18 protein-coding genes are annotated in these 19,211 nt (G+C 35.1%); 2 read left to right on the top strand and 16 right to left on the bottom strand.

Annotated elements, in window-relative coordinates; translation table 11 throughout:
• The 8 genes from ACFSUL_RS04485 to ACFSUL_RS04450 all read right to left on the bottom strand — a co-directional run.
• Window positions 1-839 (bottom strand): transposase (locus ACFSUL_RS04485; RefSeq protein WP_377933082.1); only part of this gene is annotated, 839 nt, incomplete at its 3' end.
• 120 nt (window positions 840-959) lie between these two features.
• Window positions 960-1,274, bottom strand: a complete 315-nt coding sequence (locus ACFSUL_RS04480) for an MTH1187 family thiamine-binding protein (protein WP_377933080.1) — start codon at window positions 1,272-1,274, stop codon at window positions 960-962.
• Window positions 1,274-2,389 carry a YqgU-like beta propeller domain-containing protein gene (locus ACFSUL_RS04475; RefSeq protein WP_377933078.1) on the bottom strand — a complete coding sequence of 372 codons (1,116 nt, stop codon included), beginning with the start codon at window positions 2,387-2,389 and terminating at the stop codon, window positions 1,274-1,276. The genes ACFSUL_RS04480 and ACFSUL_RS04475 overlap by 1 nt, the downstream gene beginning before the upstream one ends.
• A gap of 457 nt (window positions 2,390-2,846) precedes the next feature.
• Entirely contained in the window at window positions 2,847-4,037 is a 1,191-nt protein-coding gene (locus tag ACFSUL_RS04470) for a M14 family metallopeptidase (RefSeq protein ID WP_377933076.1), read from the bottom strand.
• Window positions 4,038-4,236: 199 nt separating this feature from the next.
• Window positions 4,237-6,120, bottom strand: coding sequence for an LTA synthase family protein (locus tag ACFSUL_RS04465; protein ID WP_377933074.1), 1,884 nt, complete (start codon window positions 6,118-6,120; stop codon window positions 4,237-4,239).
• 349 nt (window positions 6,121-6,469) lie between these two features.
• Window positions 6,470-7,435, bottom strand: coding sequence for an ROK family glucokinase (locus ACFSUL_RS04460; protein ID WP_377933072.1), 966 nt, complete (start codon window positions 7,433-7,435; stop codon window positions 6,470-6,472).
• 11 nt (window positions 7,436-7,446) lie between these two features.
• A complete protein-coding gene (locus ACFSUL_RS04455) occupies window positions 7,447-7,653 on the bottom strand; it encodes a YqgQ family protein (protein ID WP_071411323.1) in 207 nt (68 codons plus the stop codon).
• A gap of 156 nt (window positions 7,654-7,809) precedes the next feature.
• Entirely contained in the window at window positions 7,810-9,270 is a 1,461-nt protein-coding gene (locus ACFSUL_RS04450; protein WP_377933070.1) for a spore germination protein, read from the bottom strand.
• Window positions 9,271-9,584: 314 nt separating this feature from the next.
• On the opposite strand from ACFSUL_RS04450, the gene ACFSUL_RS04445 reads away from it, so the two are divergent.
• A complete protein-coding gene (locus ACFSUL_RS04445; protein ID WP_377933068.1) occupies window positions 9,585-10,463 on the top strand; it encodes a hypothetical protein in 879 nt (292 codons plus the stop codon).
• A gap of 3 nt (window positions 10,464-10,466) precedes the next feature.
• Here the strand turns inward: ACFSUL_RS04445 and ACFSUL_RS04440 are convergent, their stop codons facing one another.
• The 8 genes from ACFSUL_RS04440 to ACFSUL_RS04405 form a co-directional block, all read right to left on the bottom strand.
• Entirely contained in the window at window positions 10,467-11,993 is a 1,527-nt protein-coding gene (locus ACFSUL_RS04440; RefSeq protein ID WP_377933066.1) for a rhomboid family intramembrane serine protease, read from the bottom strand.
• Window positions 11,994-12,193: 200 nt separating this feature from the next.
• On the bottom strand, window positions 12,194-12,373 hold the full coding sequence (locus tag ACFSUL_RS04435) for a hypothetical protein (RefSeq protein ID WP_071411319.1): 180 nt from the start codon (window positions 12,371-12,373) through the stop codon (window positions 12,194-12,196).
• A 136-nt stretch (window positions 12,374-12,509) separates the two neighbouring features.
• On the bottom strand, window positions 12,510-13,301 hold the full coding sequence (locus tag ACFSUL_RS04430) for a DUF92 domain-containing protein (RefSeq protein WP_377933063.1): 792 nt from the start codon (window positions 13,299-13,301) through the stop codon (window positions 12,510-12,512).
• Window positions 13,294-13,857 (bottom strand): 5-formyltetrahydrofolate cyclo-ligase, encoded by a 564-nt coding sequence (locus ACFSUL_RS04425; RefSeq protein ID WP_377933061.1) that lies wholly within the window; start codon window positions 13,855-13,857, stop codon window positions 13,294-13,296. Before ACFSUL_RS04425 ends, ACFSUL_RS04430 begins: the two co-directional genes overlap by 8 nt.
• Window positions 13,858-14,032: 175 nt before the next feature.
• Entirely contained in the window at window positions 14,033-14,182 is a 150-nt protein-coding gene (rpmG, locus tag ACFSUL_RS04420) for a 50S ribosomal protein L33 (protein WP_064091498.1), read from the bottom strand.
• Between the two features lie 183 nt (window positions 14,183-14,365).
• Window positions 14,366-15,385, bottom strand: coding sequence for a nucleotidyltransferase family protein (locus tag ACFSUL_RS04415; protein ID WP_377933059.1), 1,020 nt, complete (start codon window positions 15,383-15,385; stop codon window positions 14,366-14,368).
• On the bottom strand, window positions 15,382-17,706 hold the full coding sequence (locus ACFSUL_RS04410; RefSeq protein ID WP_377933057.1) for a glycosyltransferase: 2,325 nt from the start codon (window positions 17,704-17,706) through the stop codon (window positions 15,382-15,384). The genes ACFSUL_RS04415 and ACFSUL_RS04410 overlap by 4 nt, the downstream gene beginning before the upstream one ends.
• Before the next feature lies 1 nt (window position 17,707).
• Window positions 17,708-18,376, bottom strand: a complete 669-nt coding sequence (locus ACFSUL_RS04405; RefSeq protein WP_377933055.1) for a DUF4912 domain-containing protein — start codon at window positions 18,374-18,376, stop codon at window positions 17,708-17,710.
• Between the two features lie 413 nt (window positions 18,377-18,789).
• Here ACFSUL_RS04405 and ACFSUL_RS04400 point away from each other — a divergent pair, with 413 nt between their 5' ends.
• Window positions 18,790-19,134, top strand: coding sequence for a helix-turn-helix domain-containing protein (locus ACFSUL_RS04400; protein WP_377933053.1), 345 nt, complete (start codon window positions 18,790-18,792; stop codon window positions 19,132-19,134).
• Window positions 19,135-19,211 lie beyond the last annotated feature (77 nt).

The following is a 19,211-nucleotide window of genomic DNA, read 5'->3' as shown; positions in this document are numbered from 1 at the left end:
TTATAGTAGCCGGAGTCGAGTGCTATTTCCTTCGCATATTGACCAAATAATTGTTTTAATTGCTCTACTTGTCCCATCAATTTGCGATGACCTGGCACATTCGCAGCCGTGACATCCGTCGCGATGATAAAGTTATGAAGCGAATCCACTATACGATGCTCAAAGTACGCAAATCGCCCACGTTCATCATGTTTGACTGATAAGCGTGCGTCAGAGTCTACCGGGCTAATGTTTGTCCGTTTTTCTTCTATTTTTGGACCTTTTGCTGGAAGAGGTTTCTTCCCGTGACGCGCACGATATTCATTAATGATCGTTAAGTCTTCGTCTTTTTCTTCTATGATTTTCTCTTCTACCTTTGTTTTACGGACGCGTTTATTGGCATTCGCCTTTAATTCTGTTTCATCTGCGACCCATGTTTCGTTCGCAATAAATCCTTCTTTGTGAATCGAACAAAGACAATGATGAAAAAGCCCCTCCCAAAACGTCGTATTCTGCAGACGTTGCGAAAGAAACTTAGAGATTGTCGAGTGATCGGGAACTTTCTCTTGAGGAGAAATGCCTAAAAACCAACGATACGTTGCGTTCTGCTTTACTTGCTTACACGTAAAACGAACCGAACGAAAGCCTTCCAAATACTGAATCAACAAAATTTTCACCAACACAATCGGGTCCTTTGTTGGTCGACCAATACGATGGGGATAGAAACCTTCTAACCGCTTCGACACAAAATCCCAGTCTATGATTGGATCCATCTTCACTAAATGATGGGAAGCATCATACATCATTTCATAGAACCTTCGATTTGCTTCTATCTCTTGTCTGGAATAAGTAACATACATAAAAAAATCCCCTCGCTTCTTTTGATTTACGAGGGAATTCTATCGAGATTTTCATGTTTTGTCTATTGCCAAGATTGTTTTTCAACAGTATGATAAAAAAGGAGCCATCTGGCTCCTTTTTTATTTATTCATTTTTTGTTGTACTGCATGAATTTTATCTTCCATTTTTCTTTTTTTATCCCTACGATCATCAATTCTTATATTTGTTGCAACACGTTTAATCCCTTGTTGAAACGGAGCCTCGTGAATCTCTTGAATTACTTGAAACAATACTGGTAATTCTCCTTCAATAAGAGTACTCATTGGAGTTAATTGAAATTCTATACTTCCTTCACTTTCATATTTCTGTAGTATATGCTGCAACTCCGCAACATAAGAGCTTACACTAGGTGTTTCAGTCCCAATAGGTATGACCGTTACATCAACTATAGCCATTATGATTCCTTCCCTTCCTTTAACAATGTGATAGTTTTTTTCTCCGTAATATCAATAACCTTCTCTAATTGCATACCATATAAACAATATGCCCCGTCCTGTGAACATTGTAACGGCTCATTTAATAAGTCTTCCAATAAAATTTCTTCCTCACCAGTCTTTAAATTCCAAGCACGAAGTGAAAAATTTCCGTCATAGCTATCAACTGTCCCTCCCGCACCTGCCACAAAGGTGAGAAATGTGTCTTCGTCCTCTATCATATCATAATAAGGAACTAACCAATCGGAATACCTACTTAGAAGTGGAAGATTAAAACTAGATTGAATTTTCCCGTTTTCATTGATGAACTTGTATGAAAATAAATTGTCATTTTCATTTTCAATTTCAATGGATAACAAATTACTTCTAAATTGTTTAAAATGCATACTTTCTTCTACTATTGTCTCTTTTTCACCATTAAAAATATTTTGCGCAATTAATGGCGCGGTAAAACTAATATCCATCGTACTCCAACTCTGGTAAATAACAGAATTTTCAGCCTTCCATTGAAGAAAGGGTTCTGCAACATCCATCTTATCCATTTGTTTCTTCTCTATATCTACCGTAAACACTTCAAAACTCCAATCTTCTGCAAAGCTTGCAATAACGAGAAAATTAGAATTAAAACTATTCCAGGAATAATAAAGTTCATAAGATGGTATCTCCTGTTGAAATAACTCATTTCCTTTTAAGTCAATAATGGTTATATCAGCTGAATAGGTTAATGGAGCGGTATGGATGAACACTTTTTCTTTATCTGGAGATAAAACTGCTTGTACGTACGGTGCCGTTACCTCATAAATTCGTTTTTCTTGTTGATTATGTAGATTATGAATATAAATAGCAGTATTACCGTTCTCCTCTCTAACAGTCATAATTTCAGATGTATTTACCCAGCCTATATTTTCTATAAAACCAGTTGAATCTACCGAGTTAGGCTCAATAAATTCCAGTTTCTCTTCTTTTTCTGCTGGCGCCTCGGAAGGAGGAGAAGCATGTTGTTTCTCATTTTGGCAACCAACGAGCAGGTACAAGCAAGCACAAATAAAAAATAACAATAGTTTATTTTTTTTCACATACTCTCCTCCTTTTGTCTAGTTCTAGCGGCTAGGGGATCGAGGTCATTTCCAATAAAACAACTGAGGGAAAGTTCAACCCTTTTCTGTTTTCTCGGAAATGCTTGTCGCCCCTAGGCAAACCGCTTCCACTTTTCGATTTTGTCTAGTTCCAGCGTTTTTTAAAACATTATATACTATTTGTACGTTTAACATCACTTAATGTTTCAGGTTTATTAAAAAAAGATTACAAAATAGTAAAAACGAAGGCACTTTTATTAGACTTAAAAAACAAATATTGCTTTTAACCAATAAAAAACGACTGATTCATGTACTAATCATGAATCAGTCATTGCGTCTTGTCACCACTGTTTATGAATTCTCAGAGTACGTGTCGATTACGTCAATCTCCCCTATCCTTCTTACGGTGTAGTCTTTACAACCTTATCATAAATAGAATGTTATAAATTTACTCTTATTACCATCTGTATAAGCTAACAAGAAATATTCCAAGAACATCCTGATAGATTTGATTAAATTGAGATAATGGAAGTGGATTTATTCCTTTCCCCAATTCAACTGTAAAACCAGCGTTTTGAAACTCTTGAATAAACCAATCCTTGTACCCTGCATAACTATCGACATACCTTACAGAGCGGTAACCACTTACTCGTTCAAAATCCTCAGCTAAAAGAGATGATTCTGGTGGCTCAAGTCCTTCATATCCCCAGTAAAACTCTTGTCCTTGAGTATGGAGAGCTAGCAAGCGATCAAAATTTTCCTCTCTTGCTAACTCTGCCATTACAATCGCTTCTGGCTCAGACAATGGTTTATATCCTGGGAAATCCCTTGGGGCCGGCGCTTTCTCTTCTTTCCTTTCCTTTTCTAATTCCCACTTTGCTGGGTATTGATTATTCAAGTCAACTCCATTTATATTAGCCTTCCAGCCTGTAAAATCACTACTTCCATTATTTATGCTCAATACCTTTTGTCTAACAGAAGAAGGTGGACCCTCAATAACTAAGTCAACACCATCCGGATTTACCATTGGCACAAATGATATCGTAACATCAGAATAAATTGGTAAAGTTTGTACCCCTCTGATTGCAGTTCCATTCGTTAATGATAATACAAATTCATTAAGAAATGTCATTAATATTGGGGATGTAATCCATTCATTCGCATGAAAAGATGCATCAACATGAACTTTTTTCTGCCCATTTCCTATTTTAATTTCATAAATAGGTTTCTCTAACACACTTGCACCAATATTTTTCACTCTTATAAACGGATAAATGCTTTCTAATGACGCAATATCCCTTTTCAACAGATTAGATGAATAGGCTTGCTGCCCTCGAACAATAGGAGAAGTAACTCTTCTCGGAATACGTATTACGTCACCTATTTGAAGCTGTAAAACATTTTTATCTTGATTTAACAAATAAAGAGCATCAACATTTAGGTTTCTAGCCCTAGCAAGCTCCCAAAGAGTATCACCTCTGTTTATACTATAATTTATAGCTTGAAAACCGGGAATTTTAACGGTTGCCCCAATAGATAAACTAGCAGGATTTGTAGAGGGGTTAGAATCGATAATTAACTGCAGTGGAATCATAAATAATTGACTATATTTCCATAGGGAATCTCCATTCCTCACCTTAATATCCAACACATACTCCTCCTAAAAGAAATTCTCTTATTAGATGTATGAAAACTTATTTTTTTCATGACAAAAACAGTAGGGACTATCAACATTTTTTACAAGAGGAAACAATTATTACACTACATTTTTTCTTAAGCTATCTAGAACAAAGATATAATGCCTTATAAGATTGAAAAAGCTTGCGAACACCGCAAGCTTTTTCAATCTATTCTTCTTTTCTCTCTTCATCTCGAAATTTGTTTTTTTCATAGAATCGAAGTAAATCACCGTAGATGACTTTATCAGAGTATTGAAGTTCTTTCTCAGCTCTGTCTTTATACGGCTCACAATAGTTCATATCCGTTGTCTGCTCTGTTTCTTTATCCCAGCATTTGTTATCAGTATAAACATAATCTTTTGTGATAAAACTACCGTCACGGAGAACGATGAAGTCCTCATGTTGCTCAGAGAACATATCAGAGCCAAATTGAATATTCTCCTTCGTCTCTATACCTAATAAATGCATTATTGTCGGTTTAATATCAATTTGACCAGATACTGTTGACAGTGTTTTCCCAACTTGTCCTGGTATATGAATAATCATTGGAACTCTTTGGAGCTGGGTACTAACAAATGGGGTTATTTCTTTACCTAAATACTTACTCATTGCCTTATTATGATTTTCTGAAATTCCATAGTGATCACCATACATAACAATAATGGAATCTTCATAGATGCCAGAATCTTTAAGATCCTGAATAAATTCTTTTATCGCTTCATCCATATAACGAACCGTTTGGAAATAACGATTTACTGTACCATCATTAGATGTATATGGCTCAATAAGTTCATCCTCCTCATCTAAATAGAAAGGATAGTGATTTGTTAAAGTAATTAATTTTGTCATAAAAGGCTGAGGCATTTCTTTCATATGTCGAACAGATTGTTCAAAGAAAGGTATATCTTTCATACCCCAATTAACGGAGTTCTCTTCTGTCACTTCATAGTCAGGCAATGAGTAAAAACGCTCATACCCTAACGAATCATACATAATATCACGATTCCAGAAGCTTTTATTATTCGCATGCATGGCAGCAGTATAATATCCTTTTTCCGCAAGAGTTTCTGTCATAGATTCATACTCATTACCAGCGTGAGTAAAGAAAACTGCACCTCTATTTAACGGATAAAGAGAGTTATCAAAAATAAACTCTGAATCAGACGTTTTTCCTTGCTGTGTTTGATGATAAAAGTTTTCGAAGTAATAACTCTCACCAATAAAATCATTCAAAAATGGGGTAACCTCTTCTCCATTAACGGTGTTATTTATCGGAAAGCTTTGTAATGATTCCAATGATACTACAATCAAGTTTTTACCCTTAGCAATCCCAAACATTTCTTTATTAGGCTGTACATGAGTAGCACGCACATAGTTATCAATATCGGCCAGTTCACTTCCATCCGCTAATGCACGTTGAGCTGATGACTTAGACTGAAGAAAGATATCATAAAGATGATAGTTATATGTACCAATATTCTTTACAAGAATTTCACGATCAAACGTACGTGTTAATAATTGCGGACGTTCTGTTTCAGCCAAACCTAGATTAAAAAACACGAGTGCTATAGCAACAAGAAAGTAAGCTCTTCTATTTGCTTTACTATAACTTTTAAGAGCAAATAGATTAGGTTTAAATTTAATGATTAATGCTAGAATAATTACATCTGCAAAGTAGAACAAATCTTTCCATTCAATAATTTCACCTGCACTTGTTCCTAGATCAGAGAAATTACTCGTTTGAAATAAAACTGGTAATGTTAAAAAGTCGTCAAAAAAACGATAGAACACAACATTTCCATATAAAATGAAGGAGATGATAAAACTTGAACTAAGTATAAATCGAGTTCTTGATCGATCCTTTTTCATAAATAAGCCTAAGCCAAAGATGAATAACAAGAAGCTTAGTGGGTTAATTAGTAAGATAAATTCTTGTATCGTATTATCAATCTCAATATCAAAGCTAGTTTTATAGACAATATACGTTTTAATCCAAAGAAGTATCGTAGCCATAACAATTAGCGAAACTCCTGGCCATTTATTTACTTTCATATCATCAACCTCCTTACTACATTAACTGCAACGCTTATTCATTTGGTATATTTTTCAATAATTTCACAAAATTAGGATTTTATCTTAATCCTTGAATATCTTAATACTTTTTTTACAATACGTCAAACTATAGTTAGCTTCCATTATGCAAACTAATAAACCTTATACTATTCCGACTCTTTATGTATTAGACGTATAAAACAAATAAAAGTTCCACTTGTCTTAAAATTCCATATATTAAATCTATTATTACAAAATCGATTATGGTATACAATTTTTGAACAAAAAAAAAGACAACTCCTTTCTAACAGAAGAAGTTGTACAATATCAAGAATATATAAATTTAACATTAAAGTTTATTTTTAACTAACCAAGCTGCTCCTATTACACCAGCATCATTTCCAAGAGTCGCTATACTAATTTTAGTAGAGGAAGCGACTGTTGGGAAAGCAAAACGTTCAAAATATTTTACCACTGGATCTAACAGTATAGTACCAGCCTTTGAAACTCCGCCGCCAATGACAATCTTTTCGGGGTTAATTGCATTTCCTAGGTTGGCAAGGGAAAGTCCTAAAAAATATGCAAGTTTGTCAACAACCTCAACCGCTACCTGATCTCCCTCTCTTGCACAATCAAAAATATCCTTTGCACTAAAACGATTTTCCTTTTGCAAATCTCTTAACTTTGAAGGTGTATTTACATTTTCTAGTTTTTCTGTTGCTAGTCTAACAACTCCGGTTGCCGATGCCACCGTTTCTAAACAGCCCGATTTTCCACAATTACAAGAGAATCCACCTTCTGGAACTACTGTTATGTGCCCAATTTCACCCGCAGCGCCCTTGGCACCTTGAACAATATCTCCATTAGCAATTACTCCACCTCCAACACCCGTACCTAGGGTGGCACAAACAAGATCCTTAGCACCATCTCCGGCACCTTTCCACATTTCTCCTAGTGCTGCGCAGTTTGCATCATTGTCAATAACTGTCGGTAAATTTGTTTCCATTTCCATTAAATCTTTTAACGGGGTATTTTTCCCCCAGCCTAAATTAACAGTTTCATAGATTACTCCCTTTACCATATCAACAGGACCAGGTGCCCCCATTCCAATACCTTTCAGCTTTTCCTTTGAAATTTCTAATTCTTCCAGTTTGTTATCTATTGCTTTAGCTATATTCACAATAATATTTTTTCCATTCTCTGAATTATCCGTAGGAATTTCCCACTTGTGTAAGAGCTCGCCATATTTATTTAAAAAAGCAATTTTTGTCGTTGTGCCGCCTAAGTCAACTCCAACTAACCATTGTTCTGACATTATTATCACCCTTAATCTATTTGTTTTTCCTTTTCTATTTGAATCTCATGCCTTATTATTAGCAACGCCGTTTGAAATTCCTTTGGGTCTACTAATTGCGATTGATAAAGCTCTTTCAATTCGTCTTCCATTAATTGCAAATCATACAACCGTTTACCTATATAAATGACTGTTCCATATTTTTTTAATAATTGTTGAATATCATAAATAGAATTCACTATTAGCACCACTTTCTACTTCTCTACACCACTAAAGTATAAAATAAAAACGTTTTCTTCACAACTTATCTTTTTTACACAATTCTAGTAGAAACACTATTCGCTTTTCTTTTTTAATAGAAAAAAGAGCTGACAATTTGTCAACTCTTCCATCCATTAACGATCAGGATCTTTCGGATGTAGAAATCTCGGCCGACGATTTTTTAATGGCATTGGGGATCGTAAAAACACATCCCGGAATGCACGGAAATTAAACGGAATAAACGGCCACATGTACGGAATATCAAATGATTTCATTCGTGTAAGCAAGAGAATCCATAACAATACTCCGACTACAAATCCGTAAACACCAAATAGTGCTGTAGCTACTAATAATCCAATTCTAAAGATGCGATTTGCTAAGCTCATTTCGTAGCTTGGTGTGGAAAATGTTCCTATCGCTGCAATCGCTAAATAAAGAACAACTTCGTTAACAAATAACCCTACCTCAACGGCAACCTGACCTATCATCAACGCTGCGACTAACCCTAAGGCTGTTGCCAATGAAGTTGGTGTATGAATAGCAGCCATCCTTAACATATCGATACCAACTTCGATTATCAAAAACTGTAGAAATAGAGGAACTTCTCCAGTCTCATTTGGCCCAATGTATTGTATTTGCTCAGGCAAAAGGTCGGGCTGAATGGCAAATAGATAATATAATGGTAAAAGAAAAATAGAAGCCCATACTGCAATGAACCGAACGAAACGTAAATAGGCTCCTACTGACGGTTTATTACGATATTCTTCTGCATGCTGCAAATGATGCCAAAAGGTAGTAGGCGTAATTAGAACACTTGGCGATCCATCAACGATAATACAAACATGTCCTTCATATAAGTGAGAAGCTGCTGTATCAGGTCTTTCTGTATAGCGAACTAAAGGATAAGGATTCCAATGGCGACCTGCAATAAATTCCTCCAATGTTTTTTCCCCCATCGGTAATCCATCTGTATCTATTTTAGCTAGCGAGTCTTTAATCCTATTAACTAGTTCCGGATCAGCAATATCCTCCAAATAGGTTACGACAATATCTGTTTTGGAACGCCTGCCGACTTGCATATATTCCATGCGCAGAGATCGATCTCTTATTCTCCTTCTCGTTAAAGCAGTGTTAAAGACAATTGTCTCAACATACCCATCACGTGATCCCCTTACTACCCTTTCAATATCTGGTTCTTGCGGTCCCCGAACAGGATATGTTCTTGCGTCAATAATAATAACTTTATCAATGCCATCCACTACTAGCGCAGTCGGGCCTGATAATACAAGGTCGACTACATTATTCAAGTCATCTGCTTGATCAATTTCAATATAGGGAATATGTGTCTTTAATAGCTTTTGTAATGTGTCTCCTTCTAACTGCTCTGGTTCTAAACGGGACAAGAGCTTCATTATATAATGCATAATATCATCTTTGACAAAACCGTCTACCATAAACAATGCCATTTTCCGGTCAGCATACTCTAAATCTAATTGAATGACATCAAAACTTTTATCAACAGCTAAAATATCTTTTAAATAATGCGTATTTTCCTCAATTTTTGTAGAGACAGGCTTTTTATTATTCTCACTCAAATCAGCCTTCACTCCCCTCTATACATAGCATGTTTTTCCATCTTTACCATCCTAGACAAGCTCCTAATAAAAAATACATTTAATCATAAAAAAGCTTGTTTATTCATAAAATCCAATAAACAAGAAAAGTGGAAGCGGATTAGGCAGCCCCGACAAACAAAAGACCTCGAGGGGCTAGCCGCTCGAACTGGATAAAGAGAAGGAAAGCAGTCTAAAAAAGGCCTCTAGGGACTAAGTCAAAAAGTTTAGCTAATAATCAATAATCAGTAAGTGTTTTCTATTGTAAAAATGGACGAACTATTGGAGTGAGCGTGTTGAAAAGTAAATTAAAGGCGTCTTTTCCTTTTTTGTTAATCATTTTTCTTGTTGTTATCTGTATCCAGTTTGTCTATCAACCACCCGCAGAAGAAAGTATAATCTTTTTTCCAATAAATGAAAACGTTGAATACATGTCTGCTAATACATCGCTAACATTAGAGCAAGAAAAGAAAAATAATATGTATGAAATTAACTGGATAGCATCCTCTCAACTTGAATCCTCTGCTTATCTAAGGCAGGATATTAGCTTCTTGTTTTCTAATGGAAAATTAAAAGCAAAGATGAACGAATGGAAACAAGAAACAGATACAATAAAAAAAGAAATGATGGTGAGCGGGAAAGAAAGTAGTCTTCTTCAAGCGGTATCATTTCATTACTCTGAAATTCATGAAACTGAAGACCATTTTACTAGCGCTCAAAAAATGACTAAAGATACATTGTATGTTATCGATTCTAACTTTAGCCCCTTAAGTTCCTTTCACAACCCTAGTACTTCAATGGAGAAGGAATGGAAAAACCTATTAGAAGAGGTGACTCATCAACAGATAACGTATTGGTGGAAAAAGGGTATCAAATCATCAGGTATTAACTCTAATGAATATATAAAGATCCCGCTAACAGAACTACCGAAATACGAAGACAAACCTCTGAATGGTTTTACAAATAAAGAATGGGAAAAAATATTAGGAAATCTATGGGAAGGATTATATAAGAATTATTTTAATGGCATAAAAAAAGAGGATGGCACGGTAGCCGATCCCCTTGGAAGTTCAATACCTCTTATAATGGTCAGTAAAGCGAAAAAAGAAGTATTAGTGTTACTTATTACAAAAGATGGTAATACATCGCTATTAAAACAAAGGGTAGAACCCTAAACTTCAGTTATTTAATTCATTATAAAGGGTTTTATATTTATTTTCTTTTGGCATAAGTTCGTAAGCTTTTTTTGCATGAGTTAGTGCTTCTCGTTTATTCCCTTCGTCTATAAGGATTAATGCTAAATTATAATGTGCTTCATGAAAACTAGATTGTAAATCAAGTGATTTTTGAAGATGGTCTTTTGCAGAAGCAATGTCTCCTTGTTGAATTTCTGCATAGGAAAGCAAAAAGTAGGACTGTGCGTTTGCATTTCCTCCCGTTACAACTTGGTTTAATAATTCACGAGCTTCAGACCAATTTTCATCCTTAATCTTTATCTGTGCAACGCCATTAGCAGTAGAAACATCCCATTTAGACGATTCATTATTAAATCCTGCTTGCCACAAGAAAAAGCCTACAACGATTGTAACTAATAAAATTATTGTTTGCCGAATAGGATGAAACCTTTTCGGCACACTGACAAACCCAGCTGCTAAAAATCCTCCAAGTAAACCACCAAGATGACCAGCATTATCAATACCAGGCATAGAAAAGCCAAAAACTAAATTTAAGAGTATGACAACAATAATATTGGTTCCCATTGTTCTAAAGAAAACTTTCGGATAAAGAACACCAAAATATATCAATGCTCCAAAACAACCAAAAATTGCACCACTTGCTCCGGCTGAAAGATTTGTAGTAAAAACAAAGCTAGCTAGTGAGCCAAAGAAACCAGACACAACATACACTAGTACAAATCGAAGACGACCGAATATTCTCTCTACAGCTGTTCCTAAATAAAAGAGTGCTAAAGTATTCATTAATAAATGAAGGAGGCCTATATGCAGAAAAATAGGGGTGAAAAATCGCCACCATTCTCCTTCTAAAATAAGCGGATTATATTTCGCACCATACTCGATTAATGTTTCTGGATTTTGGCTGCCTCCATTAAATTCAACGATAAAAAACATTATTACTTGAACAGCAATCAATAAGTAAGTAAAAAATGGCTTACCTCTTTGAAATAGCTGCTTTTCCTTTTCTACCTTTTTAACGTTTGACGATAAAGCGAGTTGTTTCATCCATTCTACATGTGTTTCATCTAACTCATCTGGTATCATCCAATCTTCTTCTTGAAATAAACGGGTAGCTTTTAAGTTATCTCTTCCATCCTTTTCATCAATGAGCATTGAATGTACTGTGGTTTTTTCTCCTTTTGGAAAAGCAAAATTTGATGGTAGTAGATCTCCGTATTCATCTACAGGGGGGTACGTGCTGACATATATATTTTGTACGTTAACAGTTTTCTTCTTAAATGTTTTACGTATCTTTTCCCCATTTAATGATGTTAACTCAATGTCACGCCTTACCCAATTTCCCCAATCAAGGTCTTTCCGTACAAGGCGTATAATAGGAGCCTCTTTTATGGAAAAATTCTCAAACCATAATTCTTTTTGAGTTGGAGAAATATTAATAACTCGATACCCTTTGTTCTCGATAAGAAAATGAGCTATCTTCCAAAATAAATAATCTATTTTAAAAGCCACTATACCCTCTACCTTCTATTTTTACTAAAAATCTTTTCATCCAATTGTTTAAACCTTTTATACTTTAACTATACATTTACCATTTTACCAAAGTAAAGCGAAAGCGGCTTGCCCAAAAGCTTGAGTCACTGAAGCTAGACAAATAGAAAAGGCATCACCATGACTATTAAAGGTGAATGCCTTTTATCAATTGTTGTTACTCATGCACGAAACGTGCTTTGAATAAAGCGAGAACGCAAGCTAGGTATACCCATTGCAAAGCGAACAACCAATCTACGAATGAAGAAATTCGCTAACACTAAATTTACTAAGCGGTATCGATTTTGGTAAGTGAAAAAAAGAAGCATTCCTGTAATAATCCATTTCATCCATCCGTTCATCAGCATCATCCCTCCTGATGTTAGTTTGGATAAAAAGGAAAATACTTATCCATCAATTACAGATTTAATTTTTCTTTTACTAGATTAATCGCAGACTTTAACACAATCATAGAAAGTTTAAAAGGTCGCAACAATATTATAAAAGTGTATATATTCCCCAAAGAAAGAAACCTGCAAATAGACTTGCAGAAAGATTAACGAATTCATTATTAACAATTTTGTACCCCTTAATCTTCTTTGCAGGTATTCCACAGTGCTTAGGGGCCTCTGTTTTTAAATGACATTGTTTACATTCATACTCTAGTTGAAAAAAAGCTCCTATTAAAGTATCTACAACATTTCCCAGAAAACCCGAAAGCGCGATTAACAAAACCAAATAAGTGTTTACACTTCCTGAAACAAAGAGAAAAAACATAGAGATAAACAATGCACCCATTATTGCCGCTAATGTTCCAAGTAATGATATTGCACCGGAAGTGCCCCTCGAAACACGTCTAAAAGTTTTCATAGAAATAGGCATCAATCGACTTAGAGGGCCAATTTCTGAAGCCCATGTATCCGAATTAACGGCCGCAACAGATGCACCATAAGCAAGAAACCAAACGGAATCGTTGGTTAGTATATAAAAGAAAGAAAATAAAATACCTGCCCCTCCATTTGCTAACACTTGCTGCCAGTCTCGGACAGAATTTTTAGTAAGTCTTTCTTCTATCGATTGTTTTTCTCTCTTTTTAAAGGTAGACCAACCGCTAGATGATACGAAGAATACTATTAAAATAAATAGTCCTTCCCACCCAAATGAATAACTTATAGTCAAACCAGTAATAATTGCCGCAATAGCACCTGATAAACTTAATAGCCTCTTTTTCCATCCTGCCCACGCACCAAAAATGATAAGAATAATGAGGAAAAAAATTTCATTACTCACAGTTAATAACACCATTCTCTACAATAATTTGTTGAACAGGAATATCAAACGATTCAGCAGGCAAATTATCAACAATTTGTTCCTTGTAAGCTAGTGAAAGCGTTGCTCCTTCATAATCCATTAAAAATCTATCATAGTAGCCTCCTCCAAAACCGAGTCGGAAACCACTTCTATTAAACGCCAGTCCCGGTACGATGACAAGATCTATTTCCTTTTTATGTACAGGCTTACATATAAAAGGGTTGGGTTCATACAAATCATAATAAACCTTTTCAAGCTCTTCGAAATCACCTAACTCATAAAAAATAAGCTCTTTTGTTTTTGGCGTACATTTGGGTACCACCATTTTTTTGCCTTCTAACCACCCTTTTTTAATGATGTCCCATGTATTGATCTCGGGATGCTTTGAAACAGTAATGGCAACCGTTTCACTCCCCCTCCACTGAGGATGCTGAAACAAATAAGTAGAAATTTGATAGCTTTTCTGCTCATGCTGCAGCTTATTCATATCAGTTAATTTTTTCAGTTGCTCATTTCTTAACTGTTTTTTACTCACTTTATTCCCCTCCTTATATAGAAAAGTCGAAGCGGCTTGGGCAGCCTCAGACATAGTATAAGACCGAGCATCCCGGAAAGGTGTTTTCTGTCTGTTTAGGATGCTCGGCTTATGACCTTGAGGGTCTAACCGCTAAAATTTGGACAAAAAAAAGCAGTGGATAAAATCCATCTGCTTACTTAGTTTCACGGTGTAGAGTTACACGTTTTAATTTAGGGCAATACTTTTTCAATTCCAGGCGATCTGGATTGTTACGTTTATTTTTTGTAGTAATATAGTTACGCTCACCAGTTTCAGTGCAAGCTAAAGTAATATTTACACGCATTATGATTTCCCTCCAAACTATCAATGTTCTTCATACGACTTTTCTATAATATCACTTTTCTTAAAAGAATGCTAGTCCGTTTTTCATTGTATCATTTAATTTTAATACTTCCCCTTTGTAACATGCATAAAAACGATGTAGCTGGTTGCTATTTTGAAAACACTATTTTAGTTTGCATGCCCTCTACACCTTTTGCCATTTTTTTATTTTCTTACCATAATACTGCGCCAACTCTTTGGAGAGATTTCTTCTTTCCGCCCTTGAATAAATGATAAACCCATGCTCTGGGTCATTTATAATTTTTGTCCAACCTCCGTTATAGTGATTGATTCGTACTTCTTCTAAAGGCGTAGGAGATTGGTTTCCTTCTGCTTCATTTAATTTAGCAAGAATATGAGGTTTCAATTGATGTGGGCATGCTACCTGCAATCTCGTAATAAATTTGTTGAGTAACTCCTTTTCTAACTCATACCTTTTTGTAAATTGCTTATTTACGGAATCATATCGCCCTTTTAGAAGGTCTTCCCGTGCCTTTTTATACTGATCAGGATTTCCTATATCTCGCCAGTAGGCATCCGTTTTAAAAACATACACATTTTCGTTATTTTCAATAAGTTGTGGGAACAAGTCTTTACTAAAATCAACAACTCCCTCAGAAGGGTATTTATGAAATAGAAGTGGATCGACTATATAAATACCTGTATTTATTTCGTTCCCAATCCACCTCTCTGGTTTCTCGACGAAATCAATTAACTTCCGATTATAATCAGTAAAACATACACCAAATTGCTTGGGATTTTCAACTTCTTTTGAAACCAATGTTAGTAATGATTGACGCTTCAAATGAAATTTGATCACTTTATCAATATCAATATTTGTAAATGTATCTCCACTCAATACAATAAAAGGTTCATTTAAGAGACCCTTCGCTAAAAAAATTCCACCAGCTGTTCCAAGTGGTTCTTTTTCGTCAAGATACGTAATGTTTACCCCAAAATTATTTCCATTTCGGAAATATTTTTTGATAGATTCTCTTTTGTAACAAGTTGTGACAAAGATATCTTTAATGCCATAGGACTTCAATAAATTAATGCTATACTCCATAATTGGCTTGTTCAAAATCGGAACCATTGGTTTAGCAATCGATAGCGTATAGGGTCTTAACCGTTTCCCTTCCCCTCCAGCTAAAATGACTGCTTTCATCCCCTCATTCCTCCAACCTTTTTATTTAATAAAAGATCATCATAAACATGTATCGTTTGTTCCGCTATCCTATCCCAGCCAAACATGGATTTCGCAAGGTGAAATCCCTTTTCACCTAAACGTTTTGAAAGCTCCTCATCTTCTAATAATTGAAGCACTTGCTCTTCTAAACTTCTAGGTTGATTTGGTTTAAATAATAAGCCGGTATATCCATGCTTCACTACAGATTTTAGTCCTCCCGTTTCTGAGGCAACTACCGCTTTTTGAAATGCCATCGCTTCAAGAGCAACGATTCCGAATGGTTCATAAAGACTTGGGAAAATAGCTGCTCTACATTGATTCATATATTCATTTCGCTCTTCATCCGAAATGTAACCAATAAAAGAGACACTGTCATCGAGTTCTTTTTCTTTTACCATTTGGCGATAATACTCTAACATTGGACCCTTTCCAGCAATAATAAATTGAACATCACATAGCTCCTCTCTTAGATTGGCCGCAGCATTAATAATTGTTTCAAACCCTTTCTCATGTACCATTCTTCCAATTGAAAAGAAATAGGGTTTGTTTACATGTTCTATTTCGATTGTTCTAGACTTATGTTCAAGCAGTTTCTCAATCTCCACTCCATTCGGTATTACAATAATAGGAGCACTCGAAATAAAAAGCCGCTCTACTTCTTCTTTCATATGCTCACTGCATACGATTATTTGATCTGAAGCTAATATTAATGATTGTTCTTCATCATGAATCCTTTGTTGAAGTTCTGTATAAATCCCTTGATTCCTTCCATGCTCTGTTGCATGAATAGTAGTAACTAGCGGTACTTGGTAGAAATCCTTCAATGTCTTTGCGGAAATAGAAACAATCCAATCGTGAGCGTGTATTAATGAAATATTTTCATCTTTCATCATTTTATGTACTTTTTGTATATATGCCTGATTCAAATCTAATACCCATTGAAAGAAGTCTTCTTCGTAAGGGTGTAGTGGGTTTACACGGTGCACATGTACACCTTCTAACTTCTCATAAGCCATTGTTTCATTCGTTCTTGTTGTTAATATATGAACTCTTTTTCCTTTTTTCACAAGGGTATTAGCTAGATCATACACATGTCTAGAAAGACCGCCGACAATATTAGGTGGGTACTCCCAAGAAAGAATTAATACACCTTCTTCCCTTTCTTCCACTGTATTGTTTTCATCACTTGGAAAGAAAAGCTTATCTAAAAGGGTATTTTTCGGAAAGGAGGCTTGTTGGCTTCTATGAGAAATATAGTGAGAATCGGACTTCTGTTTCTGTTGTAAATTATTTAAAAACGCAAATGAGTCAAGATATGATGAACCTTCTTCTGGGTCCTGGATAAAATAAATCCATTCTCTTAGTAATTGATAAAATAGATAATTGTCATCTATTCCATCATTCATTATTTTCTCCAGTTTCTCTTCCGTATCATGAATGGTTTTTATTTTCTTAAGAATTGAATCGGGTACAATCGGCTGATGCTCTTCCATACCTAAATATCCGAACCCTACCCTCGATAATGCTGACGATGATTCAATCCATTGTGCTAAATCGTTGTAAGGAACGTTTTTCAAAGATGCAATCTCTTCTAAATTCAGATCTTTTAACACCAATACACAGTTTTCTTTCTCTTGCTCCCATTGATTCCAGCTTGTTTCTTTAACAGGAAGTAGCTTTACACCACGTGGACTCCTAATCGTCGGACAGTCTCCTTCTTCCTTTTCACTATATAAAAATGAAGAGTAGGAAATAAAGGTAAACTGTATTCCTTGTTGTTTTAAAAAGAGATCAATACCAGGAAGATAAGCTGCCTGGGGTAACCAAAATCCAGTCGGTTTTTCATTAAAATAGTGATAAAATAAGTTTACTGATAATCTAATTTGACTCTCTATACCTGTCGAAGTTTTATAATGTGTTAAAGGAAAATCATTTACGGTTGTTGGAATAAATTCCACTTTCTTTTCTTTGAGGTAATGATTAAAAGCATTTAAAAGATTTCCTTCCCATTTTAACCAAAGTGTAAATAGTTTTTGCCATTTCTCTTGTTCGCTATTACTATTTAACTTTCCTTTCATTAAAGTTTCTACTTTCTTTTTAAATTCTTCATCCCTAACGATTTCTAACCACATCGGGTTTAAAACAATCAAAACCCGTGACTTTTGATTAGATTCCACTAGGGACAATAAACTTAGCTGTTCATAAATAATTCCTTCTAGGTAGTCACCTGAATGTGCTAATTGTAATTGACCGTAACTGACCCTATTAAAATGCGGATGGAGAAGCATTGTTTGCTTCATATCATTTCCCCTCCTCTTTTGTTACATAATAAGAATATGTACTAACATGTTCTACCCATTTTGGTTCCTTGATGTCCCCTCGCTCGTAGTCTCTTAATTCCCGCAAACTGTGACACTCTTGGCTAAAAGAAGTTCTCGGAGTATGGATAACATTAGAACGTGAAAGAGCAATAAACTTTCCCGAAGGAAGTTTGATACCGAGGTCAACACAATACGCTCTATTTTCCCTTAAACCTGATAAAAACCATTCTTGTACTGTCTCTGGAATATAACTGTCAAAATAGTGATGCTGATTATGGCCATTGAATGAAATAGAGGTAATATCATATAATCGAAGCACTTTTGGAAGGTTACTTTCCTGATGTAAATCAAAACTTTTCAAAAGCCTTGCATACCAACTTTTATCTATTTCCCAATAACAAAAAACACGTGTTGGACTTGAATAGATTAAAAAAACCTCATTTTTTTGTATCTCTATAGGCGTTTTTGATACTATACTTTTCCCCACCCGTTTCTTCCTCTTTTTCCTTTTTTCTGTCTGCTGTCTATCTAATTCTTTTTGGTATTTCACCCATTGGTATTGAACTTTTCCTACAGTAGTTCCGAGCTGTTTGGCTATTTTTCGAAAAGATAGTCCTTTTTCTCTTAAATCCATGATTTCAGAAATCATCGCTACTCCTCCATGTCTTAAATAGTAAATATATGAATGGAACTATTAGTTTATGACAAATAACCGTTTAATTTATCGTAACATCGCTCCATGAATCCTACAATAAACGCATTTTGTCGGTTATTGTATAACTTCATAAAACCTATAATCATCATAGAAAAAAACTTCCCAAAAAACTTTCCAATCAGATTTATAAAGATAAATCGACCCCCTTCCCCTTATAAAACACCTGCGCTTTCGACAAAGGAACAGGAATAACTACAAAAAATGCTTTTTTCATCATGATGATGTAGAGAATCTAATTTAGGTGTGCTATAAATAAAAATACGGCATTTCTTTAAAAGGTGAGGGAACTTCTAGTTATTATCGTGGAAAATGAAGGAATGAAGTAACGTTAAGAGGTGAACATGTAAATGAATTATATAATTATCGGATTACTTTCTCTCTCTATCTTCCTATTTATCGTTTCTTTCTTCTTGAAGGATAGATATAAATATTTAGAAAAAGAAATTGAGGATGTATCGATGAATTACCTTCAAGAAAATTACCAGTTAAAAAAGAGAATGAAGGTACTCGAAGAAGAATTAATGCTAAATGGGCAACAACCATTTCCTAAAGTGAAGCAAACGGCAAAAATTCATGAAGTAGTGAAAAATCAAGTGATTGCACTTTATAACCAAGGAATTGCAGTCGAACAAATTGCCAAACAATCTGCTCTTTCAAAAAGTGAAGTATTGCAAATCATCTCAAATCTATAAGGTGAAACTTCCATCCGTGGCGACTTCCCCACTGATAGTTAGTTTAACCAATCGGGCTCTTACTGACGGTGTCCGCA

It is taken from the genome of Bacillus seohaeanensis (assembly GCF_042684945.1).
GTDB lineage: Bacteria > Bacillota > Bacilli > Bacillales > Bacillaceae_B > Rossellomorea > Rossellomorea seohaeanensis.
Note: the sequence above shows the minus strand (reverse complement) of the source record. Positions and strands in the feature narration are given on the sequence as shown.